Annotated in this window: 24 protein-coding genes and 1 pseudogene; all 25 read left to right on the forward strand. The window is 35.6% G+C overall.

From position 1 onward, the window contains the following. The first annotated feature begins 699 nt into the window (after positions 1 to 699). Complete coding sequence (locus C4S61_RS19560; protein WP_103926476.1) at positions 700 to 1,206, forward strand: winged helix-turn-helix domain-containing protein; 507 nt, start codon at positions 700 to 702, stop codon at positions 1,204 to 1,206. A 520-nt stretch (positions 1,207 to 1,726) separates the two neighbouring features. Continuing rightward, the gene (locus tag C4S61_RS19565; protein ID WP_103926477.1) at positions 1,727 to 3,160 is read left to right on the forward strand and encodes a hypothetical protein; all 1,434 of its coding nucleotides are present in this window, start codon (positions 1,727 to 1,729) and stop codon (positions 3,158 to 3,160) included. Between the two features lie 766 nt (positions 3,161 to 3,926). Then, complete coding sequence (locus C4S61_RS19570) at positions 3,927 to 5,198, forward strand: hypothetical protein (RefSeq protein ID WP_103926478.1); 1,272 nt, start codon at positions 3,927 to 3,929, stop codon at positions 5,196 to 5,198. Positions 5,199 to 5,445: 247 nt separating this feature from the next. Continuing rightward, positions 5,446 to 5,766, forward strand: a complete 321-nt coding sequence (locus tag C4S61_RS22575) for an NAD-dependent epimerase/dehydratase family protein (protein WP_317046067.1) — start codon at positions 5,446 to 5,448, stop codon at positions 5,764 to 5,766. Then, positions 5,747 to 6,016 carry an NAD-dependent epimerase/dehydratase family protein gene (locus tag C4S61_RS22710; protein WP_332913987.1) on the forward strand — a complete coding sequence of 90 codons (270 nt, stop codon included), beginning with the start codon at positions 5,747 to 5,749 and terminating at the stop codon, positions 6,014 to 6,016. Before C4S61_RS22575 ends, C4S61_RS22710 begins: the two co-directional genes overlap by 20 nt. Positions 6,017 to 6,038: 22 nt before the next feature. Continuing rightward, positions 6,039 to 6,173: a hypothetical protein gene (locus tag C4S61_RS22715; RefSeq protein ID WP_407640583.1), complete on the forward strand. Its 135-nt coding sequence runs from the start codon at positions 6,039 to 6,041 to the stop codon at positions 6,171 to 6,173. A 231-nt stretch (positions 6,174 to 6,404) separates the two neighbouring features. Then, positions 6,405 to 6,899 (forward strand): annotated as a pseudogene (locus C4S61_RS19585) (GDP-mannose 4,6-dehydratase); the annotation flags it as partial. A gap of 38 nt (positions 6,900 to 6,937) precedes the next feature. Then, positions 6,938 to 7,828, forward strand: a complete 891-nt coding sequence (locus C4S61_RS19590; RefSeq protein ID WP_103926482.1) for a glycosyltransferase family 2 protein — start codon at positions 6,938 to 6,940, stop codon at positions 7,826 to 7,828. 394 nt (positions 7,829 to 8,222) lie between these two features. After that, positions 8,223 to 8,810 (forward strand): class I SAM-dependent methyltransferase, encoded by a 588-nt coding sequence (locus tag C4S61_RS19600; protein ID WP_103926484.1) that lies wholly within the window; start codon positions 8,223 to 8,225, stop codon positions 8,808 to 8,810. Beyond that, entirely contained in the window at positions 8,797 to 10,254 is a 1,458-nt protein-coding gene (locus C4S61_RS19605) for a hypothetical protein (protein ID WP_103926485.1), read from the forward strand. The genes C4S61_RS19600 and C4S61_RS19605 overlap by 14 nt, the downstream gene beginning before the upstream one ends. After that, the gene (locus tag C4S61_RS19610) at positions 10,248 to 11,336 is read left to right on the forward strand and encodes a class I SAM-dependent methyltransferase (RefSeq protein WP_103926486.1); all 1,089 of its coding nucleotides are present in this window, start codon (positions 10,248 to 10,250) and stop codon (positions 11,334 to 11,336) included. The genes C4S61_RS19605 and C4S61_RS19610 overlap by 7 nt, the downstream gene beginning before the upstream one ends. Before the next feature lie 37 nt (positions 11,337 to 11,373). Further along, complete coding sequence (locus tag C4S61_RS19615) at positions 11,374 to 12,297, forward strand: NAD-dependent epimerase/dehydratase family protein (protein ID WP_103926487.1); 924 nt, start codon at positions 11,374 to 11,376, stop codon at positions 12,295 to 12,297. Next, positions 12,294 to 13,127: an FkbM family methyltransferase gene (locus C4S61_RS19620; protein WP_103926488.1), complete on the forward strand. Its 834-nt coding sequence runs from the start codon at positions 12,294 to 12,296 to the stop codon at positions 13,125 to 13,127. Before C4S61_RS19615 ends, C4S61_RS19620 begins: the two co-directional genes overlap by 4 nt. Beyond that, positions 13,120 to 14,046 carry a glycosyltransferase family 10 domain-containing protein gene (locus tag C4S61_RS19625; protein ID WP_103926489.1) on the forward strand — a complete coding sequence of 309 codons (927 nt, stop codon included), beginning with the start codon at positions 13,120 to 13,122 and terminating at the stop codon, positions 14,044 to 14,046. Before C4S61_RS19620 ends, C4S61_RS19625 begins: the two co-directional genes overlap by 8 nt. Next, positions 14,039 to 15,019, forward strand: a complete 981-nt coding sequence (locus C4S61_RS19630; protein WP_103926490.1) for a glycosyltransferase — start codon at positions 14,039 to 14,041, stop codon at positions 15,017 to 15,019. The genes C4S61_RS19625 and C4S61_RS19630 overlap by 8 nt, the downstream gene beginning before the upstream one ends. A 6-nt stretch (positions 15,020 to 15,025) precedes the next feature. Beyond that, positions 15,026 to 16,201, forward strand: coding sequence for a glycosyltransferase family 4 protein (locus C4S61_RS19635; RefSeq protein WP_103926491.1), 1,176 nt, complete (start codon positions 15,026 to 15,028; stop codon positions 16,199 to 16,201). A 201-nt stretch (positions 16,202 to 16,402) separates the two neighbouring features. After that, positions 16,403 to 17,317 (forward strand): glycosyltransferase family 2 protein, encoded by a 915-nt coding sequence (locus tag C4S61_RS19640; protein ID WP_160111283.1) that lies wholly within the window; start codon positions 16,403 to 16,405, stop codon positions 17,315 to 17,317. A gap of 95 nt (positions 17,318 to 17,412) precedes the next feature. Beyond that, the gene (locus C4S61_RS19645) at positions 17,413 to 17,937 is read left to right on the forward strand and encodes a serine O-acetyltransferase (RefSeq protein WP_200820621.1); all 525 of its coding nucleotides are present in this window, start codon (positions 17,413 to 17,415) and stop codon (positions 17,935 to 17,937) included. Next, entirely contained in the window at positions 17,934 to 18,773 is an 840-nt protein-coding gene (locus C4S61_RS19650; RefSeq protein ID WP_103926494.1) for an ABC transporter permease, read from the forward strand. The genes C4S61_RS19645 and C4S61_RS19650 overlap by 4 nt, the downstream gene beginning before the upstream one ends. A gap of 1 nt (position 18,774) precedes the next feature. Continuing rightward, entirely contained in the window at positions 18,775 to 20,010 is a 1,236-nt protein-coding gene (locus C4S61_RS19655; RefSeq protein WP_103926495.1) for an ABC transporter ATP-binding protein, read from the forward strand. 93 nt (positions 20,011 to 20,103) lie between these two features. Next, positions 20,104 to 20,919, forward strand: coding sequence for an FkbM family methyltransferase (locus C4S61_RS19660; RefSeq protein ID WP_103926496.1), 816 nt, complete (start codon positions 20,104 to 20,106; stop codon positions 20,917 to 20,919). Positions 20,920 to 20,923: 4 nt separating this feature from the next. Continuing rightward, complete coding sequence (locus C4S61_RS19665; RefSeq protein WP_103926497.1) at positions 20,924 to 22,402, forward strand: class I SAM-dependent methyltransferase; 1,479 nt, start codon at positions 20,924 to 20,926, stop codon at positions 22,400 to 22,402. 1 nt (position 22,403) lies between these two features. Then, positions 22,404 to 23,363, forward strand: coding sequence for a glycosyltransferase family 2 protein (locus tag C4S61_RS19670; RefSeq protein WP_103926498.1), 960 nt, complete (start codon positions 22,404 to 22,406; stop codon positions 23,361 to 23,363). After that, positions 23,326 to 24,435, forward strand: coding sequence for a glycosyltransferase family 2 protein (locus C4S61_RS19675; protein ID WP_103926499.1), 1,110 nt, complete (start codon positions 23,326 to 23,328; stop codon positions 24,433 to 24,435). The genes C4S61_RS19670 and C4S61_RS19675 overlap by 38 nt, the downstream gene beginning before the upstream one ends. Further along, complete coding sequence (locus C4S61_RS19680; protein ID WP_103926500.1) at positions 24,425 to 25,411, forward strand: glycosyltransferase; 987 nt, start codon at positions 24,425 to 24,427, stop codon at positions 25,409 to 25,411. The genes C4S61_RS19675 and C4S61_RS19680 overlap by 11 nt, the downstream gene beginning before the upstream one ends.

Below are 25,411 nucleotides of genomic sequence, written 5' to 3' on the forward strand. Positions count from 1 at the left end.
AAATTATAAACAGATGAAATGTTCCGGCATCCATTTCCATTTCGCTGGCATCGACAGCTCTATCCAAATGAGCATCCTGGGCCAGCGCTGTTACCCGTTTACGTTTTTACCCCGGGTTCAGACCCGGGGTTATTGAAAAGTTCGACCACTCCGTGGTCAATCCTTGGACTTGCCGATTTAACATAACCTGTATCTTTAAGCCATGGCCAATTCATCATTCATCATTCATCATTCATCATTCATCATTCATCATTCCCCAATCGCCATTCCCACTCCGTGGTTAGTGATTTTCCTACCGGTCACTACCAAGCCCAAAGCAATCCACCTGGTGTCTTCAAAACATCCTCCCAATTCCCTCCCCCAAATTCCCTTCAAAAAAAATTTGCATAATTCAACTGACCGAGTAAATTTGTTACTCATCGAGTAATTTTTTAACTCATCACCGCTAATTCCCTTCCGGGATCGACCGGGCGAAGCTCTGGAAATTGTAGAATAATCACTTAACCCTTTCAACATTCTTAATTCATCATTCATCATTCATCATTCAACATTCAACATTCAACATTCATCATTCATCATTCATCATTCAACATTCAACATTCAACATTCATCATTCCTAATTCATCATTCCTAATTCATCATTCAACATTCATCATTCATCATTCCTAATTCATCATTCAACATTCCTAATTCATCCTCTTGCTCGACTCCTTAGTCACATCCAAAACCCGCGTCAAACTCCTGCTCAAATTCTTCGCTCACCGGAATTCAGGTTATCTCCGTTCCCTTGCCAAAGAATTTGATGAGTCCACCAACTCGGTTCGGGTCGAACTCAACCGCCTCACCGAAGCAGGCTTGTTGCTGGCAGAAGATGAGGGAAAAACAAAGGTTTACCGGGCAAATAAACAGCATCCTTTTTTCGAAGAAATCAAAGGCATGGTATCCAAATTCCTGGGCTTGGATGATTTGATGGAAAAAATAGTGAATAGAATGGGCAAGGTGGAAAAAGCCTACATCGTCGGAGATTACGCCAAAGGCATTGACTCCGGAACAGTCCAGATGATCTTGGTAGGCAAAAACCTGGACTTAAGCTACCTGGATTTTATCCGAAACAAAACCTACGAAAAGGTCCAAAGAAAAGTAGAAGTTCAAATTCTCGACGAAGACCCGGGCAACCTTCAGGGAATCCTTGTCTTTGGCAGATAAATGTTTAGCCTCAGGGTCTAAGAATCCGGAAGCTGTGGGGTTGGGAATAGGGAATAGGAAATAGGGAATAGAGAAAAGAGATAAGAGAATAGAGAATAGGGAAGACCAAGCGTAATGAAAATATCTGGGGGACATTTTTAGTTTGGGGCCAGGCTGTGGGGTTGGGAATAGGGAATAGGAAATAGGGAAAAAGAGAATGGAGATTGGAGATCCCGATAGCTATCGGGAGAGAATAGAGGAGACCGTTCGGAGACTTTCGACTCCGCCACGGCGGACAGCCGTGGACAAACAAACTGAACACTAAACAATCGACAGTTAGTCAATTCAACAGTTATTCAATTCAACAACCTGTGCTGAGCATGCCTGCACTGAGCCCGTTTGTTAAGCTCGGTTGGTGAGCTTGTCGAACCATGTCGAAGTGTCGAAGCATTCAACAGTTAAGCAGTTCCACAATTCCACATTTCAACAACCCTTTACCAATTAACCACTAACAATTCACCACTCACCACCACCCCCCTCCTTGCGCTCCCTTTTCCTTATAGCCTTCCTCGCCACCCTTATCTTCCTACAAATCAACGGAGAAAAGATTCCCGTCAATGAAGGAGCTTTCGGCGATGGCGTGTTCTATCGCAGCGTGGGGCAGACATTCCTCGAGTCCATCGAAGCCCAGGGATACAACCTGGTCCAACTCACACGCATGCTGCCTTTTGCTGTCCTCAACCTTTCCTTTTCCACTTTCCATATTGTCAAAGACTTCGAAGGAATGCGCAATGGAATGATCATCTGGCAGGTCATTTACCTCGCATTGGCCATCTATTGGTATTTTAAAATCTGCAAAAAGCTACGCTTGAAAACTCCCATCCTCACCCTTGGGTTTATCCTCCTCTTTTTCAACTTTACCTGGCTCAAAGAATTCTGGTATCACCCCTTTTCTCCCGATGGGCTGGCCTTCGCGCTGGGAATGGGCCAAACCAATTACTTCCTCCGCTACGAAAAATTCAAACTCGGCCTGGTGTCCCTCCTCGGCATCTTCGTCTCCCCACTTTTGCTGATCTCAGGATTACTGATGCTCTTTCTGCCCGGGGACAAACTCATCCCATACTCCGATAAGCGCCCTCCTTCCGCATTTCCGGTCATGCTGGCCTTTGCCATTGCGGTATTTTTGGCCGTGTTTGGATGGGGAATTTGGGGATGGGGAGCAAAGCCCTGGCTCGACCAAGTGCTGTATGTCCTCTCCATAGTTGCGATTTTTCCCCTGATTATAGGTATGGCCAAGCGTAATCCCATCGACTGGGAGGCCTCGATCATCCTGTTCAGGAAAAAAACCAAACCCGACAGACTCAGCAAAGGAATCATGGTTTTTGCTGCGATTTTACTGGTCTTGGTCCTACTCTCCGGCAAAAATGAAACCCTGGGAATCGGTCAACTCATCCGTGAACGGGGATCCGGAACCTTCAGATTTCCGCTGGACTTCATCCTGGGACTCGGCCTTCAGTGGGGTTTGGCTATTGTCCTTACCGGAATCTACCTTCCCCGCTTTGCCGACGAACTCGGAAACCTAGGCTGGGCGGCAGTAATTTCCCTGGGCCTGGGCATGGTCCTGCTTCCGTATTTCGGAGCCCTGTCTATGGCCGCCTGGACTCCGCTTTGGATCATCATCCTGATCAAAGGAATCAAACGCTACCATTGGGGAAATAAGGATCTCCTGCTGATGGGAGCCTTTGCCCTGCTTTTTTCCCTGGCCTGGCTTCCGCTCAACTCATCCGAATTAGCCACTTGGCTGGCTATGCCAAACGCCGAAACCGCCCACAGCCTTTCCATTCAAAAATTTGCCATCCATTGGGAAGATTACCGCAATTGGACAGCATACCTGATCGCACTGACCGCCTTTGCTTTAGTCACCTATTTCCTCCTACTCAGAAGAAAACGATACCAACGGGTCCTGACCGGGTGATGTAGCGTACGGTATCAAGTATCATGTACAAAGTACAAAGTAGGTAATGAAAAGATGAGGCAATAGAAGCAAGTATCAAAAAGCGGTAAACAAGAGGCAAGCGTAAAGAAAATGTCTGGGGGACATTTTTAGCTTGGAGCCAGGTTGTGGGGTTGGGATTAGAGAATGGAGAATGGAGAATGGAGATCCCGATAGCTATCGGGAGAGAATAGAGAATAGAGAATCAACCCTTAGCCAACCATTCGGCATCGGTCATCCGACATCAGTCATCCAATAACCCTTAACTCAGTATTCAGTTCACAGAGCTCCCTTGAAAACCTGTGCTGAGCATCCCTGCATTGAGCCCGGTTGGTGAGCTTGTCGAACCATGTCGAAGTGCCGAAGCATTGAAAATTGACCATTGAGGCGCTGTGGACTGTCGACCGTGAGACTGTTAACTCTTAACCAATTCAACATTTCTACGATTCAATTCATCGGACATCCGTTATCCAACTCAACCTCCCGCTGCCGTGGACGGTGGACTGTCGACCGTGAGACTAGTAACCATTAACTCTTAATTAATTAACAACTTCACACCTCCAAACCTCCAAACTCCCATACTTCCTAACCTTAAAAAATTCAACATTTAAGCAATTCAACAAATCATTCCTAATTCATAATTCACCATTCCTAATTCTTTATCCTCCATTCTCCATTCATAATTCTAAATTCAAACCTAAAACCTCAATATTAACCCCACTTTAACCCTGAACTTCCAACCCCTAATTTGATTTCCATCAAACCTACATCCTCCATCGAATTTTCCTGCCCCCTCTGCGGAAATACGTTTCATGGAGATACCAACACCTATTTTCAGGGAAAACATATTCTGACAAAGAATTCCTGTCCCAACTGCCACTCCGGATTTTGGCAAACCTTACCCATAGGACATGACAGACATTTTCCCTCTCAATATTCACAATTTGGAGAAAAATCCTTCTGCACCACTCCAAACCATCATTGGCTTACCGAACCTCTAAGAAAATCCCTCAAGCCAAACCAAGGTTTGGAAGCAAGTATCAGCATCCGAAACCGACAACCCGGCAACCAGGCCATCCTGATCAATTGCCTCGACTCCTGCTTTGGGCATGTGATGACCAAAATCTGGAACGCATACCTGCTCCGGGAAAGATTTCCCGATCAAGTACTGATCGTCCTCATCTCTTCCCAATGTGAATGGCTTTGCCCCCGGCAGCATACCGAACTTTGGTTGGTAAATGCCCCAATAAAAGCACTCGATAATCAGCTCATTTCCCTGGATCCCTGGATCAAGTCCCAACTTGCCCGCTTCGATTCTTTCCAACTCAGTCAGGTGCCAACCCACATCGATGCGGCAAAGTGGATCAAGATGGAAGAGGTGATTAAGATTCCCCGATTTCCTGTTCAGGAACTCACCACCAGACCACTGATGATCTCCTTCGTGCTTCGGGAAGACAGGTTCTGGCACAACAGCCACCTGCTGGACTTCTGTTTTCGTGCAGGGATCAAGTTTGGGCTCTCGGATTTCCTTCGGCCTTTATTTATCCGAAGACAAGCTGCCTTGGTCATCCGCACCGCCAAACTGCTCCTTAGAACCTTTCCCGGGGCAAAAATTGCAGTCACGGGACTGGGGATTTCAGGTACTTTCCCGGATTTTATCAGCGATCAGCGGGTCAGGGAGATCCGATCGGAAGAGGAGATGCAGCGAAACCAACTCTATTCCCAATCCCAACTGGTCATCGGTGTACACGGATCCCACATGCTGGTTCCCACGGCACTGGCAGGGGGATTTATTAACCTGGTTCCGGAGTATAAGCTGCCCCACTGGGTGGAAGATACCCTGCTACCTTACTCCGGCCGACTGCTGCAGTGGATGGGGCGATTTCTCAATGAATTTACCAGTCCCAACTACCTCGCCACCCACGCCATCAGCATGATCACAGGCTTCGATACGATCTGGTCCAACTTGCAGGAACAGGAAATTCAGATACCGGTCCGTAATGGCGGATACAGCAGTTAGTCGATTCAACAAGTAATCAGTCTCGGGGGTAAGAAAACTGCCAACTGCGACTGAATCCTGAATAATATCCAGTTTGTTATTTCAACAGTTAAGCAATTCAACAACCATTGAATCCTGAACTATGAACATTGGCAAGACTCCAATCGCAAAAAATATTGCAGAAAGGTTAATTTGTTTACCTGTTTTTTATGATTTAAACAGCATTTTCAAAACGTTATTTCCAATTTAATTCATAAATCAATTGGTATTGGAAAATCAAAATCCTAAGATTTTTATACCCGGTCATAAAAGAATGGTAGGATTGCCGATTTGGAGACTTTTAGAAGAAAAAGGGAACAGCAAATTAATTGGAAGATCAAGCCGTGAACTGGATCTAAGAAAACAATGTGCCGTTACTCGCTTTTTTGAACAGGAAAAACCTGAAATAGTAATAGATTCTGCTGCAAAAGTTGGAGCGATCTGGGCAAATCAAGAGTATCCCTATACGTTATTGATGGAAAATCTACAGATCCAAAACAACCTGATAGAGGCATCGCATCACTTTGGCTGTGAAAATTTATATTTCTAGGCTCTTCTTGCATTTACCCAAAATTGGCTTTACAAACCATAAAGAGGAATATTCATTGACTAGAGTTTTGGAATCAAATAATGAGGGTTATATAATCGCAAAAATCGCAGGTGTTAAAGCCTGTGAAGCAATATCTAAGCAGATTGGGAAGGATTTTATTTCCCTAATGCTTTCAAATTTATATAGGTCCTGTGACAATTTTGATTTGGAATCATGCTACGTGTTACCTGATGATCCGCAAATTTCATGATGCGAATAAAAATCACAGTTCTGTGCAAATTTGGAGTACAGGCAGTCCTTTGAGAGAATTTCCGCATGGGGATGACTTTGCGGATGCATTATATTTTGAATTGAACAGCAAGTTGGATGTTCATCTATTCAAAATATTGGATCAGCATTTGAATTAAGTATTAAACAATTTGCTGAATTGATCCAAAAGATTGTTGGGTATCAGGAAGAAATTATGTGTGATGCAAACAAACCAAATGGGATGCCGAGGAAATTGATGGACTTCTCACGATTTTTTGAATTGGGATGGAAACAAAAAATGGATCTGGAGACCGGGAAATCAAATACGTGTCAATAGTTTTTGAGAAACAGGGACCATTTAAAAGAAGGGAAATTCAAATAATACTACTTTGCAAAAAACCGCATTGATTAAAGGTATTACAGGTCAAGATGGTGCCTATCTGGCAGAACCCTTGTTGGAAAAGGGATATACTGTACATGGAATCCAAAGTAGGACTTCCACTTTAAATACTGATCGGATAGATCAACTGTATAAAGATCAATATGACCCTAATGCAAGACTTCTTCTTCATCATGGAGACCCCTTAACGGATTCCATGAACATTACCCGAATTATTCAAGAAACTCAGCCTGACGAGATATATTACTTTGGGGCAATGTCCCATGTGAAGGTGAGTTTTGAAACTCCTGAATATACGGCCAATACAGATGGGATAGAGTCGCTTTGGATTTTAGAGGCCATATGGCTTTTGGGACTTGGGAAAAAAACCAAATTTTACCAAACTTCTATCTCCAAATTGTATGGTATGGTTCAGGAAGTTTCCCAAACGGAAAATGCCTCTTTTTATCCAAGGTCACCTTATGGTGTGGCAAAGTTATATGCCAAGGAGGTGGTAAGTTTTGACCTTAATAATATTAAATTATGAATCAATCAGTCCCGAATATTTCAATAGTTATTCCTTGTTTCAACGAATCTCAAGAAGTGTTAATTGAAACAATTTCGACTGTTGAAATAAGTATAAGGGATGTTATAGCGGATTATGAAATTATAGTCGTCAATGATGGTTCTTCAGCCGCATATAGTTATGATTTGCCCTATAATCCAAAGGTCAAATTGATCAATCATTCTACCAATAAAGGTTATGGTGCTTCTTTAAAAACAGGGATAAAGCATGCGCAGTTTGATTGGATTGGAATAACAGATGCTGATGGTACTTACCCTAATCACCTTTTTGATGAGCTTATAAAAAAAGCGGAGGGGATGGACATGGTGGTTGGTGCCAGAAGATGGGCTGATATTTCTTATACCCGAAAATTACCAAAGATACTTTTAACTTATTTTGCATCCTTTTTAGGTGGTGTTAAGATTCCTGATTTGAATTCGGGAATGAGAATATTTAAAAAAGTATTAGCGATTCAGTTTTGGAATTTACTTCCGGCAGGCTTCTCGTTTACTTCTACGATTACTATGGGAGCTTTAACCAATGATTATGAAGTTGCTTTTTTTGAAATCGATTATTATAAAAGGATTGGAAAATCGTCGATAAGCCCTTTTCAGGATACTATTGTGTTTTTTACGCTGGTAACCCGATTGGCGCTTTATTTTAACCCAAAGAAGGTATTTATTCCTGTCAGTTTTGTTTTTATTCTTTTAGCTGTCTTGAGAGGAATCAGAGATTATAGCTTAGAGGGTAGTCTTGGAGGACTATGTTTGATTTTATTTTTCTTCTCTTTCCAATTCTTCTTTTTTGGTTTGATAGCTGAAATTATCAATAAGACAAGAAAATATCTTATTATCAACCAAGGTTTTTAAGGTTGAGGGATAATTTGCTTAACATTATCCGGATGGGATTATGGGGCATTCCAGGTTTTATATTTGGTCTTTTTCTGAATTATCTCCTACATGGAATCTTTGTAATTGATTTATATTTTTCCTATATAGTTGTTCTATTATCAGTTAGCACATTCAATTATTTTATTATATATGAAAAAGTATTTCAAGGAGAAAAAGAAAATAGTAAAAGTAAAAGAATGGCAGGTTATGGGCTGATAATTTCTGTATCAAAAGTTGGTGAGTGGTCGTGTTACGCTCTATTTGCCGGAGTATGGGGTTTGAATTATTTAATGGTTCAAGTATTTGTGAATCTATTTTTTTTGATTTTTAAATTCTTTTTACTCAAACAAATTTTGCGTTAAATTTCCTAATTATGCCGGGTATTTTAAGTAACTACCTTTCTAAAGCGAGATCCAAAAAGATAATTCCATTCCTAAACGGGAATGTATTAGATATTGGTTGCGGTCAAGCTGCTAATTACCGACTAAGTAAAGAATTGAATTTACAGATACAGTCTTACACAGGTATTGAGTATGATTCTAATAGAATTAAATCATTAAAAATTGAGTTTCCAGAGGCTAATTTTTTCACTATAGATCTGGATAAGGATGAAATTCCAAAAGAGAATCAATATGATACTATCCTATTGATAGCAGTCATTGAACATATTTTTAACTTAAAATTTTTGTTTGAACAAATACATGATTTGTTAAAAGATGACGGAAAGGTCATAATCACAACCCCAAGTCCTTTTGGAAATGATTTTGTACATAAAATTGGCACTCAGTTAGGTTTATTTGACAAAGAAGGTGGTCAAGATGATCATATTGTAATTTTCAATAAAAAGAGGTTGCAAATCCTTGCGAATGAAGTTGGACTTGAGGTGAACAAATACCAAAAATTTCAATTAGGGTGCAATCAGTTGGTGGTTTTAAAAAAGTTTATCCTTGGAAATAAATAAAAAGAACTTTTATAGTGCCACCTATACTTTTGCTGTAATCATCATATTTCAAGTAATAGGAAATTACAGTAGGCAAAAATATGTGCAGGAAGAATTTATGGATGATGCTATCCATTATGTTAAATTAGCCTATCAAATAGCTGATAAAGGTATTTATTCAAGTGACGGTATTGAATATTCATATTCTAGAGAACCATTAAGTAGTTTTTTACAAGCAGGATACTTAAAAATATTCACGCCGTCTTCAATACATTCAGATCTCAATAAACTGTTGACCGGAAGGGAAAATCTTCTCAGGGTAAATGCAATTAACCTTATTTATCTTTTAGCCATTTCTTTGGCTATGTGGTGGGTGGGATGGATGATTTTCCACTCACATTTTTGGTCAATGTTGGCAATTGCAATTACTGATATGTATTTGGCTTTTTATGAGAACTATCTGATTACGATTAATTCTGAAATGCTTTCCATTTTGCTACTAATCTTGCTGACAGGTTCTTTGATCAAGTTTACTCAATTTAAAAACTTGAAATGGGCTATATGGACCGGAGTAATAATGGGATTGTTGGTTTTGACTAAAGCTGTGTTTTATTATTTATTACCTTTTTATTTGTTAGGTGTTCTCATTCTAATTTGGATCCGGGAAGTACAATCCAGAAAAAAATTATTGACGAATTTTCTTGCAATAGGCCTATCGTACTTTTTGATCATTTTCCCATGGATGTTCAGGAATCATATCCATTTTGATGACTTCAGTATTGCAGAGAGAGGAGGACAAGTGTTGCTTATCAGAGCAATTAAAAATCAAATGACGGAAATTGAATATAAAGGTGGATATTATGCTTACGCACCTCAGGCATTCAATAAGCTTTTTCTTGGAAAAATCTTAGATTTTAAGGAGAATGATTTAATATATGGTGGTAAGCTTCAACGACTAAACAGAGGGCTAGAAGAAGATCAGAACGCAATTCAAAATAATGAACTTGATAAACTCATAAGCTATTATCAAAGAACTCACTTTATAGAAATACCGAAATTATTTAAAGAGGCATCTCGATTAAATGTTCTTCCAGAAGAATTGTTAAAAAGCAAGGCATTTGAAATGATTAAATCTGATTTTACTAATCATTTAAAAATGACTATTTTATTCAACTGGAGAGGAATATGGATATATAAGGGGCAATATTTTTTTGTGGCTCTAGCAAACTTATTTCTTTTTGTTTCTTTTTATTTTGTTTTTTCAAAAAGTCTAATTAAAAGAGATATGGTTGCTTTAACTCTTTGTCTATTGACAATGTATTATATCTTATTTCATTCTTTTTTGACTCATTATATTCCAAGATATTCTGTTATTCTTCTACCTATTTTATCTCTTGCTTCTGTATTATTAATCAGGAATTGTTACAATGCATTCAAAAAAAATAATCAATTCCATCCATGTTGAAAAGTTTAAGTAAAATTTATACGCGATCACCAAAGCAAAATTTTGAAGAAATATATTCCAATTTCAACAACATTTTTAAGATAGATGAGGCAACACAGAAACTTTGGGGAATTGATTTGCTAAAAGATGTTTTAGTAGAGCCTGTAGAACAAATAGAAAAGAAACAATTAAATTATAATCAAATCGATTTTAGCGAGATTGAATTTTATGAGGAAAGTATTTTAGGTGACATTAAAGATAATTTGCAAGGGCCAATTGAAGGAACTGATTTTTTAAAATGTGAAATGTCATATAAAGAGATGGCTTTTTTAAATGGAATTATTCGCAAAGCTAAACCGAAAACAATTGTAGAAATGGGTTTGAGTGCTGGAGGGAGTACCTGTGTGATTTTAAATGCAATTAGGGACATGGAAAATACCAAACTCTATTCTTTTGATTACAATTCGATTTGGTATAAAGAAAAAAAATTAGGCCAAGATAAGGGTCGAAAAACAGGTTTTCTAGTAGATCAATTATTTCCAAATCAGAAATCTAAATGGAGTCTTCATACAGGAGGAGTTCCCTGTAAACATTTTGATGTATTGCCTGAGGATGGAGTAGATATTTGTTTTATCGATACGGCACACGCCAATCCTGGTGAACATCTTAATATTTTGGAGATTCTTCCATTTATGAATAAAAACAGCATCATTGTTTACCACGATACAGCATTTCATACGATTTATCATAAAGATGGGTCGACAAATTGCGTGTCTATTAATACGTTGAATGGGAAAAGAATTTTGTTAAAATCAGAGAAAGCCTTTGGCTTACCAAACATAGGGGCTGTTATTATAGATAAAAATGTGGAAAATATGCTCCATGCATTATTTTCAAACCTGAGTTTACCATGGTCTTATAGAATTACAGAGGATGATTTTATCCAAATGTTCAAGCATTTTTCTAGATTTTATCCAAAAGATTTGGTTGATCTTTATGTCTATTATTGTTGTTTTTATATGAGTGGAGGAATGCAAAACAAGAAATTTCCGCCCCACTTTGAAAAAGAATACAGTAAAAGGACAAAAAGAGAGATTACCTAACTTCATGTTGGTGTCCAAAAGATGTAAATGAAGTAATATGAACTATTTAATCACCGGAGGAGCAGGGAATATAGGGAGTTATCTAGCCGCTAAGCTGGCAAGCAATCAGGATAATTTTGTGGTAGTTGTTGACAATTTATCTACAGGGGATATCTCAAAAGTTCCTCAAAAGGAGAATGTGAAATTCATCAAATGTGATGTCAATGACTACACGGATGTTGCGCCTGTATTTGGGAGGTATAATTTTGACTATGTATTCCACTATGCTGCGGTTGTTGGTGTTAAAAGAACTTTGGAAAATCCGCTGATGGTGCTCAATGATATCAACGGAATTAAAAACATCTTAAACCTCTGCAAAAATACAGGAGTAAAAAGGGTCTTTTATAGTTCCTCCTCAGAAGTATATGGTGAACCCTTTGAGATCCCACAACGGGAACAAACTACTCCGCTCAACTCTAGATTGCCTTATGCCATTGTCAAGAATTTGGGGGAGGCTTTCTGTCGATCCTATTTTCAAGAGTTTGGTTTGGAATTTACTATTTTCAGGTTTTTCAATACTTATGGACCGCATCAGAGTGAGGATTTTGTAATTCCGAAGTTTCTCAAGCGGGCCATTAGTGGAGAAGATATTTTTATCTATGGAGATGGCAGTCAAACGAGGTCATTCTGCTATATCGATGATAATATTGATACTTGTATCAAAGCCATCAGTGACCCGGAAGCAATCAATGAAGTCATTAATGTAGGAAGTGATATTGAAATAAGCGTATTGGAATTGGCTCAGAAGATCGTAAAGCTGACAGGCGATAAATCAAAAATCATTCACAAAGCCCCACTTCCAGAAGGTGATATGAGTAGGCGCTGTCCCGAAATTTCCAAAATGAAAAAACTACTTAATCGTGATTTGAAAAGTTTGGACGATGGCCTATTTGCATTGATTTCAATTTATAAATTTCAATGATGATAAAATCAAAAGTAATTGTTTGGAAAAATATTTATAAAGTCACAAAGTATTTGGCTGACAAACTGCGCCTAATACTGCTCCATGAAACAAAGGAAATAAAACTTAAGATGTTTTTTGAAAAGATATATCCTTTGAAGACGGATAAAGATTTAGTCAGAGTAGGCCCCGATTATGATGGAGGGTATTTGATACCAAATGATCTTGAAGATATTGCTATTTGTGTTTCTCCGGGTGTTGACTCTGAATCAAGGTTTGAATTGGAACTCGCAAATAAAGGGATGAAAGTTTATATGGCTGACAATTCAGTAGATAGTCCTGCAATTAATCATTCAAATTTTCATTTTATTAAAAAACATATAGGTTCTTATTCTAATCAAAACCAAATCTCTTTTGATGTATGGCTTAGAGATATTTTTAAAGATTCTAAAAATTCAGATTCAATACTTCAAATGGATATTGAAGGAGCTGAGATAGAAACTTTGTTATCGATATCTGAAGATTATTTAAATAATTTCAGAATAATCGTAATTGAATTCCATGATTTCAGTAGATTATTTGTAAAGGATTTTTTTGAGATTTATGAAATTATATTCAATAAGCTTTTAAAGAATCATTCCGTAGTACATATACACCCAAATAATACTTCAAAAATTCATAGAAGGGGTGATATTGAAATTCCTGATCTTTTTGAAATAACTTTTCACAGGAATGATAGGTTTGTTAGAACTGGATATGCATCAAAATTCCCACATAATCTTGATAGAGCAAACATAAGTTTTGTAAAGGATTTAAAGCTCCCTAAATGTTGGTATTTCCATAATGACTAAAATAAAAATTTTCTTTGATGATTTTTGGCCGGAATTTGATTATAAAAATGATTGGATATATCAATTTCTCAGCAAAACCTATGACATAGAAATAAACCCTAGCCCGGATTTTCTATTCTACTCTTCTTTTGGAAAAAATCATTTAAAATATAAATGTTATAAGGTATTTTATTGTGGTGAAAACGTTAGACCTAATTATTTGGACTGTGATTTTTCTATATGTTTTGATTTTAATAATAGAGAAAATCACTTCCGATTACCTCTTTACGCTTCAAGTGTAGGGTTTGAGCCTGAGTACCTATTAAATAAACCTAAACTGAATAAGGAATTATTGAAAGATAAAAAATTTTGTTGCTTTCTGGCATCAAATGAAAGAGCGAAAGAAAGGATTGAATTTTTCAAAAAGTTATCACAATATAAGCAGGTAGATTCAGGAGGGATTGTGCATAACAATCTGGGTTTTAGAGTTAGTGATAAAATGAAATTTATTAAGGATTATAAATTCATTGTAGCTTTCGAAAATTCCAGCTATCCTGGTTACATTACAGAAAAAATATGGCATCCATTTTTTGTAGATATTGTACCTATTTATTGGGGTAGTCCAAATGTCCAAGAGGATTTCAACACGGCACGTTTTGTAAATTATCATGAGTTTTCATCTCTAGATAACATGATAAATAAAATCATTGAATTAGATAACGACGATGAACAGTATATAAAGATGGTAAATGAGCCAGTTTTTATAAATGATAAGTTAAATGCTTATTGTGATAGAGAGGAGTTAAAAAGATTTTTCGTGAAAATATTCTCAACAAAAGCTTTGCCTGTATCTCAAACTTGGTGGCCTTATTTGTCATTTTTTATTAGAAAATCAAAGAATGCAAAAATTAAACTAATCAAATTGTTGAAGAATGAATAATGGAGTTTCTATTATTTGTTGCTCATACAATGGTCGAGAAAGATTGCAAATTACCTTAGAGGCGATAAAAAATCTCGAGTGTAATGGCAATTGGGAATTGATATTTATCGATAATGCTTCAACTGATGGAACACTTGAATTTGCAAAGGAATTTTTTAAAGGCCAATCCATTCCAGTCAAATTCTTGTATTGTAATACACCTGGTAAAAGTTATGCTTTATGGATAGCATTCGCTAAGGTTGAATTTAGCTATGTTTTAATTTGTGATGATGATAATCAACTATTTCCGGATTATTTAACATGCGGTGTAGATATTTTGGACAAAAATCCTATAATAGGCGCTTTGGGTGGTAAAGGGATTATGACAGAAAAGTTAGATCTTCCAGATTGGTTTAAAAGGTATCAGTCAACTTATGCCATAGGTCCACAGGCTGATAAAAATGGGCCATTAAAAAAAGGAGTTGGATTGTATGGAGCAGGTTGTTTTTTTAGGTTTCAAGCTTTGCAGCAGCTCTTTAAAGATAATTTTATTTTGAATTCAAAAGGATTGCGGGGTAATACTTTAGCAGGTAGTGAAGATATTGAAATGTGCTTGGCCATTGAATGCCTGGGATACGAAATATGGTATGATGATCAATTAAGATTTTATCATAACGTAGATGAAAAACGATTAGAGTGGAATTATTTATTGAAACTCAAAAGTAGTATTGCTTCCAATTTCCCTCTGATGGAACCATACCGATACATTATTTTAAGGGATTCAGGCAGCTATGGGGGGTTTCTGATGAAACAAATTCCATCCTTAGTCTGGAATTTTTGTTTTACCCAACTCCTTTATCTGGTAAAACCGAAGCCGAAAAACCAAGTCTTTAGATTAACTTATCAATATCAGCTTATTGGATTATTTAAAAATTTTGGAATGAGTTTAAAAACTTTTCGGAAAATCAAACCTATTTTACTCAATCAACCTTAGATTAATTTGAAAAAGAAAGTACTTTTTGTGATTGACACCATTTCAGTAGGTGGAGCTGAGCTATCTATTTATGAAGTAGTGAAAAACTTAAAGCATACAGATCCAATTGTCTGTGTATTATACAAAGCCGCCAACGGCCTGCAAAAAGAATTTGAGAAAGACCTTATTCCATTGGTGTTTTTTGATATCCAAAAACGTTTTGGGATTGGTGAAGCCATCCAAAAATTGAATGCTCTGATCCGTAAGGAAAAGCCTCACGCTGTCCATGCTACCCACTACAATACTGAAATTATCTGTCGCCTAGCGGTACCCAAATTCAAGATTCCTTTAATCTGTTCCTTGTTGAATGATACGTACAGCAAAGAACGCTACGCTCTTTTTAGTAAGAAGGAAATTCTGAAACTTGAATTGTATAGGATGGTAGATATGCTCACTGCTAAACGGGCAGATAAATATATTTCCGTAGCAGAATGTATCCTGGAACCCAATAGCCGCTATCTAAACCTTCCCGTTGATCGAATGGTGGTGGTGCAGAATGGGCGGGATATGGATTTCTATCATAATGCCAAGCCCTTGGATAAAAAGTCTATTGTTCCTGAATATCAGGAAGAAGATGTTTTTTTGGTGTCCAATTCCCGTGTGGTCAGGAGCAAGGGTTTTGAAGAGATGTTTGGAGCTTTTGAAATTCTGGCGGAAAAGTATACTAACCTCTACCTGATTGTGGTTGGAAATGGCTATGACTTTGCCCATTATCAAGAAAGAGCTAAGCACATGAAAAAGGGTAATAGAATCAAATTTATGGGATCCCGTTTGGATATGCCCCAAATCTTAAAAGCCTGTGATATCTTTTGGTTTCCTACGCACTTTGAGGGTTCACCAGGTGTGGTGATTGAAGCTATGGTCTGCAAACTTCCAATTATCTCCACCAATATTCCCTCTATCACTGAAAATCTTGTTAACGGAGAAAATGCCCTGATCTGCAAACGGGGAGATATCCCAAGCCTGGTCGAAAAAACTGAAATACTTTTAGAAAACCCTGAACTTGGCAAACAACTGGCCCAAAAAGCCTATGACTTAGGAGTCAAAAAATTCGATATCAAAACCCTTGCGGCTAAACAGGAGCAGGTGTATTTGGATCTGATTGAGGAATTTAGAGTAAAGGGGATTAAGCCTAAGTTCTAAAGTCCTTTGGGGTTTTTAAAACCCCGAAGGTCTTGGCTATCAAACCGGAAATGATAAATCTTTTAAATCGGCCTACAAAACAGGACATTCTTTAATTATTGGATAAATTTAGGTAGTAAAAAAGACCTTCGAGGTTTAAAAAAAGACCTTCGAGGTTTAAAAAAAAACCTCAAAGGTCTCACCTACTCAGTCTTAAATCTTGTGTCTCCAATAAAGCCTTATTTCTCCATCGTCATCCCCACCTTCAACTGTGCTGAGTTTATCAGGCAAACTGTTGAAATGGTGAGGGAGCAAAGTTTTGAGGATTGGGAGTTGGTGATGGTGGATGATGGTTCGACGGATCAAACTTGGGAGATTTTGAATGATGTGGCTGTAACAGAAAGCCGAATCAAGATTGATCAGCGTCCTGAAAATAGAACTAAGGGACCAAGTCCTTGTCGTAATATCGGGGTGGAAAACTCATCAGGGCTATACATTGCTTTCTTGGATGCGGATGATGAATGGTCAATCGACCGCTTACTAAATGCTTACACTTTTATCCAAGAGACAAATGCCAAAGCAATCTACTCTGGCGCTTGGGTAGTGGTTCAAAAGGGTAAATATTTTAGGGAATCCCGACCCATTAGAAAAGGTGAAAGTATTTTTGATTTTACCATCAATGGTGACAGTTTTGCCCAGACATCCACTTTGTTGGTTAAATCCGAAATCGCCAAGCAAGTAGCATTTCCAGAGGCCATCCGATTTCATGAGGACTTTGCCTATTTTATAGAAGTTGGTGAGTTGGTGCCTTGGTCGTTTTTCCCATCAAAGGATGTAATCGTAAACTGGGAGGATAATCATCTAAAAAAAGTGAACTATGCGGATTGTCTCTATTTTTATCAGAAGTATAAAAGCAAGAGTATTGACAAAATTTCCAGGATTGGGTATTTGAAATACACGGCACATGAATTGGCAGTGAGACAGCCCTATGATAATAATATAAAATTTTATCATAAATTTTTAATGGAGGAGGGAGTTAAATTTGGAATATTAGAATTCATTCTATTTTTAAGCCCATTGGCATATTCTATGTTATTGAAAATAAGAAATAAAATGTTAGTATTGAAAAATTTTTAATAGATTTTATCGGTTATAAGATGATTAATATTTTGATAAAAATATTCTCACTTTTACGCCATTTAAGGTGTATTCCCCATTTAGTGATTTGGAAAATGGATAAAAATAAAGCTGTAATAGAATACGATATTGAGGTTTGGTGTAAGCATAAAAATATAAATTATAAACTAACCAATTCATTTTTTCAACTGTTAAATATTTATCCGGAATTTAGGAATTTGTTTTATTATAGAATAGGTGCAAAAGCCATTCTTTTAAATATTTTGTGTAGAAAATGTTCAACTTTATTCCTAGCAACACCTGAAATAGGGCCAGGCTTATATATCCAACACGGATTTGCCACCATAATTGCTGCCAAAAAAATTGGAAAAGATTGCTTTATCAATCAACAAGTCACCATAGGTTATACAGAATCAGGTAAAACACCTACCTTGGGAGATCAGGTTAGAGTATCTGCAGGAGCAAAAGTTTTAGGAGATATTCAAGTCGGAAATAATGTAAAAATAGGTGCCAATGCTGTTGTACTAAAAGATATTCCCGATAATTGTACAGTAGTGGGTATACCAGCATACATTATAAAAAAAGATGGGCAAAAAGTTGGTTATAATTTAAACACATGATAGTAAAGGTTTACTCTCCTCAAAATAAATATTCTCTTCTTCAATTATTCAGAGAAATCATCATGGGTTTCAAAGAAGGAAGGGAACTTGCGTGGAGGTTATTTGTCAGAGATTTGAAAGCAGGATACACAAAATCATTCCTTGGGGTTATTTGGTTGTTTATACCACCTTTCTTTATTGCAGGGATCTGGATTTTTTTAAATAGCCAAAATGTAGTAAATATCAGTGGTGCTCCCATGAATTACGCTGCCTTTACCCTATGTGGAACTATACTTTGGAGTTTTTTTGCTGAGGCACTGAACAAACCTATCCAAAGATTTCAGGGAGCGATGAGTATGATGAGCAAGTTGAATTTTCCTAGAGAAGCTTTGATTTTAGCATCTATTTACGATCAACTATTTAGCTTATTCTTAAAACTTTTGGCATTGATTCCATTGCTTTGGGTATTGGGCTATCCTCCTACCTTTGATTGGATTTTTGCATTCATCGGGATTTTTGGCTTGTTGATGACTGGCATTAGCTTGGGTCTTTTATTATCACCTTTGGGTTTGCTTTACAACGATATCGGTAAGGGGCTTCCTTTGATTCTACCTTTTGCAATGTATCTGAGTCCTGTGATTTATCCTTTAAGAGAAGGAGGGAAGTTAGCTTTACTTCAAGACTATAATCCTGTAACCCCATTCTTAGAATTTACACGGAGCAATTTGGGTGGGTATGATTTCACCTTAATCGGGCCCATGTATATTTGGAGCGGGATAGTTTTCATTGTATTTGTTTTTTCTTTATTGGCTGTAAAGGTAGCCATGCCCATGATTATCGAAAGGAGCGGTTCATAATATGGAAAATGAAGTATTGATCAAAGTAGAGGGAGTTTCTAAAAAGTTCTGTAAAAGCTTAAAAAGAAGCCTTTATTATGGATTAGGAGATATTTCTCGCTCCGTATTAGGAATCAAGAATCCTGATAAGCTTCGGAAAGACGAATTCTGGGCTGTAAAGAATGTAAGCTTTAAGGTAAGGCGTGGAGAATGCTTAGGTTTAATCGGCCATAATGGTGCTGGGAAAAGCACGCTTCTCAAAATGCTCAACGGACTGATTCGTCCTGATGAAGGTAGAATAGAAATGAAAGGAAAAGTTGGGGCTTTGATAGAATTGGGGGCTGGATTTAATCCCGTATTGACGGGAAGAGAAAATGTCTATAATAACGGTGCTGTGCTGGGTTTTTCTAAAGCCGAGATTGATCGTAAGTTTGATGAAATAGTTGCTTTTTCCGAACTGGAAGACTTTATCGATTCTCCTGTTCAAAATTATAGTTCAGGAATGAAAGTTCGCCTAGGTTTTGCTGTAGCATCCCAAATGGAGCTAGATATTCTATTAGTTGATGAGGTATTAGCAGTTGGAGATGCTGGATTTAAGATTAAATGTTATAATGAGATTTTTAAAATTTTAAAAAATTCTGCAGTAATTTTTGTAAGTCATTCAATGCCTCAAATTGCTAAAGTATGTACTGAAGGTTTACATCTTCACACTGGAATTCTTAAAAAAAAATCCAGTAGTATAGTTGATATTATCGAAAGTTATTATTCAGTTTTTCAAGGACCTTTGACAACTACAGAAGGTAATATGGATGCAATAGTAGAAGAACTTGAAATCCAAACTAAACAAAATAAATTAATTTTAGATTTAAAAAAAATATCAGGTGGAGAGATCCGAGTATCTCCAAAAGAAAAATTATCATTAAAATTGACTTATTATATTTCAAAAAAAGTAGCACACAGAGTTATTTTTTTTATAACAGACAAAGATCAGAAATTAATTTCTCAATTAACTACTAAAAAATTTTATGATTATAATATAAATAATTTAATTTCTTTGAAAATTGATTTAGAAAAGCTTCAATTAAATGCGGGTGAATATGGTTTAACAATACATATTTTCGAAACAGATGAAAAAATTAAGAGAGGTACTACCCTTTATGGTATAAGAAATTGTCTGAAAATAATTTGCGTTACTGAAGAATTTGTTGGTGCATCACCAATTCTATATTTCGATTTTACTGATGAATTTCAGAGTTAGATAAGCTTTTAAATAATCGAAGTTCAACAATTTCATCAATAGTTTTTATCTAAATAATCTGGTAATTAGGTTATAAAAAAAAGTTTATTATCAATGCTAAATTTATTCAATAAAGTATATAAAAAATTAAAAAAAACACTTCTAAAAGTTGAAAATAAAGATGAATTTCCTTTTGGAAACTTCAATCAGATAAAAGGTAAAGATCATTTTCCTAATTTTTATTCATTTAATTTGGAGGGAAAAACAATTATTTCTCCAAATGAAAAAATGGTTCCTATTCTATATAACCATATTTTTGAAAAAGAAATCTATAAGTTCAAATCGAAAAATAATAGACCAAAAATAATAGATTGTGGATCAAACATTGGAATGGCTGTTTTATATTGGAAGAAAATTTTTCCAAATGCAGAAATAGTTGCATTTGAACCTTCTAAAATGAATTTTAAGGCTTTGAAATTTAATATTGAAAATAATTTATTCGAGAATGTAAACCTGGTAAACGCTGCTGTTTCCACAAAATCAGGCAAACAGGAATTTACTGATAATGATGCAGCATCTGGATCCTTATTTTTAGAAAAGGCTTTACATAAAAAATATGAAGTAAATACAGTAAGGTTAGATATTTTTTTAAAGGAAGAAATAGATTTTTTAAAAATTGATATTGAAGGTGAAGAAATTAATATTTTAGATCAAATTGAAAATAACCTATTAAACATCAATAATTTATTTATCGAATATCACTCTTTTATTAATAGGCCACAAAAGCTGTCATTATTTCTAGCAGCACTTGAAAAAGCTAATTTTAGATATTATATAGAAGGAGAGTATACTAATAAGGCTCCATTATTTAATGACCATATAAAATTACAGCAGGATTTACAAGTTGCAATATGGGCTAAAAAATATTAATAATATGTCAACTATTTATTATACTGCAATATTCAATGATTATGACGAATTGATCATTCCTGAAATATCACCCGATTTGAATATTAATGTAAAAATGATATGTTTTACAGATAATCCAAAAGTAAAATCCGATTTTTTTGATGTGATATTGGTCGAGCGTAAATTTAAGGATTCAACTAGAGAAAATCGCTATTACAAGGTAATGTCTCACTTGGTATTACCCCCACATGATTTATCCATTTATTTTGATGGAAATATTAAATTTAAGGTATCTATTGAGTCAATATTTGAAGAAGCTATCCATAATGATAAGGTTTTATTAAGTTTAATAAAACATCCTTTTAGAAATTGCTTATATGACGAAGGGGAGGCTTGTATCAAGCAAAAAAAAGACGATCCTGAAATTATTATTAATCAGTTAGGGAAATATCAAATGGAAGGTTATCCAGCGCATAATGGTCTATTAGCATGTTCAGTTATTTTTAGAAAAAATGTATCTGCGGTACAAAAGCTTTGCACTTCTTGGTGGGAGGAGATTGTATTGGGTAGTCGTCGGGATCAAATATCACTACCATATGTAATATGGAAGAATAAATTTCAAGGTTTGAAAATTTTAGATTTGAACTGGATGGAAAATAAGTTTTATAAAAGAATACCCCACATTAAAAAATTAACTGATATGGACCAAATCAACCTTTTCACTTTTGATAAATTATATCTTCCTTGTAGAATGCTTGAACCATTAGCATGGGTAGGGCACATTCCTTTTGCTATATGGCTAGTTGAAAATCTTCGTCCGGAAGTTGTTGTTGAATTAGGAACTCACAAAGGTAATTCTTTCTTTTCATTTTGTCAAAGTATGAAACTTAATAAGATTAATGGAAAAGTTTATGCCATTGATCTTTGGGAAGGAGATAAACATGCTGGTTTTTATTCCAATTCGATTTATGAGGATGTAAAAAAATATGCCCAACTTAATTATAGTGATATAGCTAATTTAATTAGAGAAGATTTTAATTTCGCTGTAAGTCAATTTGGAGATCAATCAATTGACTTATTACACATTGATGGTTTACATACCTATGATGCGGTTAAAAACGATTTTGAAACATGGTTGCCCAAATTAAAGTCTGATGCTGTTGTTTTATTTCATGATATAAGTGTGTTTAGAGATGATTTCGGAGTGAATCAATACTGGAAGGAGATAATTACCAAATATCCAATCAATATTAGTTTTTATCATTCAAATGGCCTTGGGGTCTTAAGTTTAAATGATAAAGGAAATGGAGCTCGTCTGATTGAAGATCTTAAAAATGATACAAGTTTAATAAAATCATTTTTATCAACAGGGGAGGTTTTGTTTCAAATGGGGCCACTGTTTTTTGAAAATAACCGACTGAAAGGTTTAATGGAACTTGTAGAAAATTCAAGAGTAATTAAGACCACTGAGCGATTAAAGAGAATTTTTAGATTTTTTAGATAGTATGATAAAAAAAATTCTAGCTATAGTAGTTACATATAATGGTTCAACTTGGATATACAATTGTTTAAAATTTATTAGTAATTCTTCATTGTTGATTGATGTTTTATCTATCGATAATTTATCTTCCGACAATACTATTAATAAAATAAAGTTAGAATTTCCAGAAATAGTTTTAATTCAAAATAAGATTAATTTAGGTTTTGGTCAAGCTAATAATATTGGTTTGAAGTATGCTTTAGATAATGATTATGACTATGTGTTTTTATTAAACCAAGATACTTTTATTAAAGAAGATACCATCGAAAATTTAATTAAGGTTTCTGAAACCCATACTGATTTTGGAATTTTAAGTCCTATTCATCTAAATGGTGATGGGACAAAAATTGATCTGAATTTTTCAAATTATATCAGTGAGATGCATTGTAAAGGTTTGATTTCAGATATCCTTTTGGAAAGTAGCAAAAAGGAGGTGTATGAACTTCCTTTTGTAAATGCGGCTGCTTGGTTGCTTCCTATTTCTACTTTAAAAAAGATTGGAGGGTTTGATCCCATATTTTTTCATTACGGAGAAGATGACAATTATTGCCAAAGGGTGCTTTATCATGGTCTTAAAATTGGGGTTGTACCAGAAAGCATTGTTTATCATGATAGAAGTCAGGAATTCTCTTATCCCTTTTTGTTTCAAGATTTGGAAATATTTGACAGGGTTGTAAAGCCCAAACTAGCAGATATTAATAAAGATTTTAAATTAGAATTCAAAAAGCAAAAAAGAGAACTAGATTCCTTTATTTTTTATTCAATGCTTGATTTTAAAATTCGAAGAGTTTTGAAACTCATAAAGTTCAGGTTCCACCTAATTAAAATGCAATCGGAATTAAAAAAATCTATAGAAATAAATAAGAAGACAGGTCACAATTACCTAAATGAATCCTTTGATATCCATACTAATCCCAAACTTTAATAAAGGATTTTATCTTACAGAAACCTTAAACTCTGTCCTTGCTCAAACTTATAGGAATTGGGAATGTATTGTTGTAGATGACCACAGCACTGATAACTCTTGGGTCATTTTAGATGGTTTTGTCAAAAGGGATAATAGGATCCAAATCTTCAAACGTCCTGATTCTTTGCCAAAAGGGGGGAACACTTGTAGAAATTATGCATTCACCTTATCCAAAGGTGAATATATCCAATGGTTTGACTCGGATGATGTTATGGCTTTAAATATGTTGGACGCTAGGGTAAATTCTTTAAATCGAAATAATTCTGATTTTGTGGTGTCCAATGGAAGAAGATTTGAAACTGATCTTTTGGATAGAGATATTATTATAACCCCTTTATTTGCAGTAGATGACTTTTTAAAATTCTTTATTTTAATAATGACTCCGTGGTTATCTCAAAGTGTAATGTATAAAAGGTCTTTTTTGGAAAATTATCAAATAATATGGAATGAAAGCTTAAGCGGATTACAAGATGTTGCCTTTAATTTTTTAGCGTTGACCAAAGCCTCCAAAATTGAAATCAATGCAGATACAATTGATTGGTATTGGCGTGAAATTAAAGACAATAGCAATACCATGAGTAAGATATATGCTTCTGAAAATTATCCTTCCCTCTTGGTCTTTCTTCAAGAATTGCAAACCCTTATTCCACCAAGTTATATTAAGTATTTTAATAAGACGGTATGGGAAACGCTTAGGATTACTTCAAAAAGTTTCGGTAAAAATCAATTTCATAATTTGATTACCCCGATTTATAAATTAGGAATTTTGAATAAATCTGAATTTAAATCATTAAAAGCTCAATTCTATTACTCAAGTTTAAAAAAAATAATAGGTCTAAATTGGCAAGATTATTATTCTGAATTTATACAGGAGGAAATCCAGAAGCTAGATGATTCAGGTTTATCAATCTTTTCCATTACCCATAAGGAATATCAAAAAATGCTGAATATTATAACCAAAATGGAAAGCCATAAGAAAAAGATAAATCATTTTGAGGTGAATTTTAATTTTCGAATAGATGCCCATTAAGTATAGTATTATTTTATTCACTTATAATCCTCACAAAGATTTTATTAAAAGGATTCTCCAAAGTATTTCAAAACTTAAAATTCCTAGGGACGCTATTGTTGAATATATCATTTCAGATAACAACAGCAATAATAATTGGATGGAAGAAATACTTCCTAATTTTAATAGAATACCCTTTTCTATTTTGGAAGAAAAGAAACAAGGAAAAATTTATTCCGTTCTCAATGCTTTTTCAAAAACCAAGGGAGAATTTTTTGTGTGTTTGGACGATGACAATGAAATAGATTCCAATTATTTGATTGGCTTGCAGGAGTTGATACAAATGCATCCCCATGTTTGGGCCTGGGGACCTGGAAAGATTACCGTAGAATATGAAACCAAAATTCCAGATTGGTTGGTCTTATATTCATGGTTGTTTCAGGAAAAGAATCAAGATGAAGTGCTGTTTGATAACACCAAATTTTGGAATATAAAGTACCCATCCGGGACCGGACTTGCTATAAAGAAAGAAGTCGCCCAGAAGTATCTGGAAAATGTAAAACAGAACAAAATGACCGCAACTTGTAGAAATGGGGGCGGGTTGACTTCAGGTGGAGATAGTCAGATTGTATATTGTGCCATCCAATTGGGTAAGTATGCCGGTACTGCACCACAATTAATCATTAACCACCTGACAGAGCAAAAAAAGATCTCTTTAGCTTATTGCAAACGGTTAGTTTTTGGGGTTTTTTCCTGTGCGGTATATCATGTTGAGGTTTTTGAGGAAGCCAAAGATAAATTGATTTACAGATCACCATTCCAAATTTTGAAAGATGTCACAAAAGAATTAGCCAAAAGAAAATTTAATTTTAATAATGCTCTATTCCAGTTGAGGCTTGCCAGATTGATGGCTGATGCATATTCTTGGTATGAGTCACATGGGCATCAGTTTCCTTGGTTTTATAAAAAAGTAGTAAAGGTATTTAAATTACAATAG

The organism is Algoriphagus boritolerans DSM 17298 = JCM 18970, from assembly GCF_900108085.1.
GTDB lineage: Bacteria > Bacteroidota > Bacteroidia > Cytophagales > Cyclobacteriaceae > Algoriphagus > Algoriphagus boritolerans.

Excerpts from the sequence above, each read along its gene's own strand:
- C4S61_RS19590 (WP_103926482.1), top strand. The coding sequence starts at position 6,938 with ATGAATCAATCAGTCCCGAATATTTCAATAGTTATTCCTTGTTTCAAC.
- C4S61_RS19600 (WP_103926484.1), top strand. The coding sequence starts at position 8,223 with ATGCCGGGTATTTTAAGTAACTACCTTTCTAAAGCGAGATCCAAAAAG.
- C4S61_RS19610 (WP_103926486.1), top strand. The coding sequence starts at position 10,248 with ATGTTGAAAAGTTTAAGTAAAATTTATACGCGATCACCAAAGCAAAAT.
- C4S61_RS19615 (WP_103926487.1), top strand. The coding sequence starts at position 11,374 with ATGAACTATTTAATCACCGGAGGAGCAGGGAATATAGGGAGTTATCTA.
- C4S61_RS19620 (WP_103926488.1), top strand. The coding sequence starts at position 12,294 with ATGATGATAAAATCAAAAGTAATTGTTTGGAAAAATATTTATAAAGTC.
- C4S61_RS19625 (WP_103926489.1), top strand. The coding sequence starts at position 13,120 with ATGACTAAAATAAAAATTTTCTTTGATGATTTTTGGCCGGAATTTGAT.
- C4S61_RS19630 (WP_103926490.1), top strand. The coding sequence starts at position 14,039 with ATGAATAATGGAGTTTCTATTATTTGTTGCTCATACAATGGTCGAGAA.
- C4S61_RS19645 (WP_200820621.1), top strand. The coding sequence starts at position 17,413 with ATGGATAAAAATAAAGCTGTAATAGAATACGATATTGAGGTTTGGTGT.
- C4S61_RS19650 (WP_103926494.1), top strand. The coding sequence starts at position 17,934 with ATGATAGTAAAGGTTTACTCTCCTCAAAATAAATATTCTCTTCTTCAA.
- C4S61_RS19655 (WP_103926495.1), top strand. The coding sequence starts at position 18,775 with ATGGAAAATGAAGTATTGATCAAAGTAGAGGGAGTTTCTAAAAAGTTC.
- C4S61_RS19660 (WP_103926496.1), top strand. The coding sequence starts at position 20,104 with ATGCTAAATTTATTCAATAAAGTATATAAAAAATTAAAAAAAACACTT.
- C4S61_RS19665 (WP_103926497.1), top strand. The coding sequence starts at position 20,924 with ATGTCAACTATTTATTATACTGCAATATTCAATGATTATGACGAATTG.
- C4S61_RS19670 (WP_103926498.1), top strand. The coding sequence starts at position 22,404 with ATGATAAAAAAAATTCTAGCTATAGTAGTTACATATAATGGTTCAACT.
- C4S61_RS19675 (WP_103926499.1), top strand. The coding sequence starts at position 23,326 with ATGAATCCTTTGATATCCATACTAATCCCAAACTTTAATAAAGGATTT.
- C4S61_RS19680 (WP_103926500.1), top strand. The coding sequence starts at position 24,425 with ATGCCCATTAAGTATAGTATTATTTTATTCACTTATAATCCTCACAAA.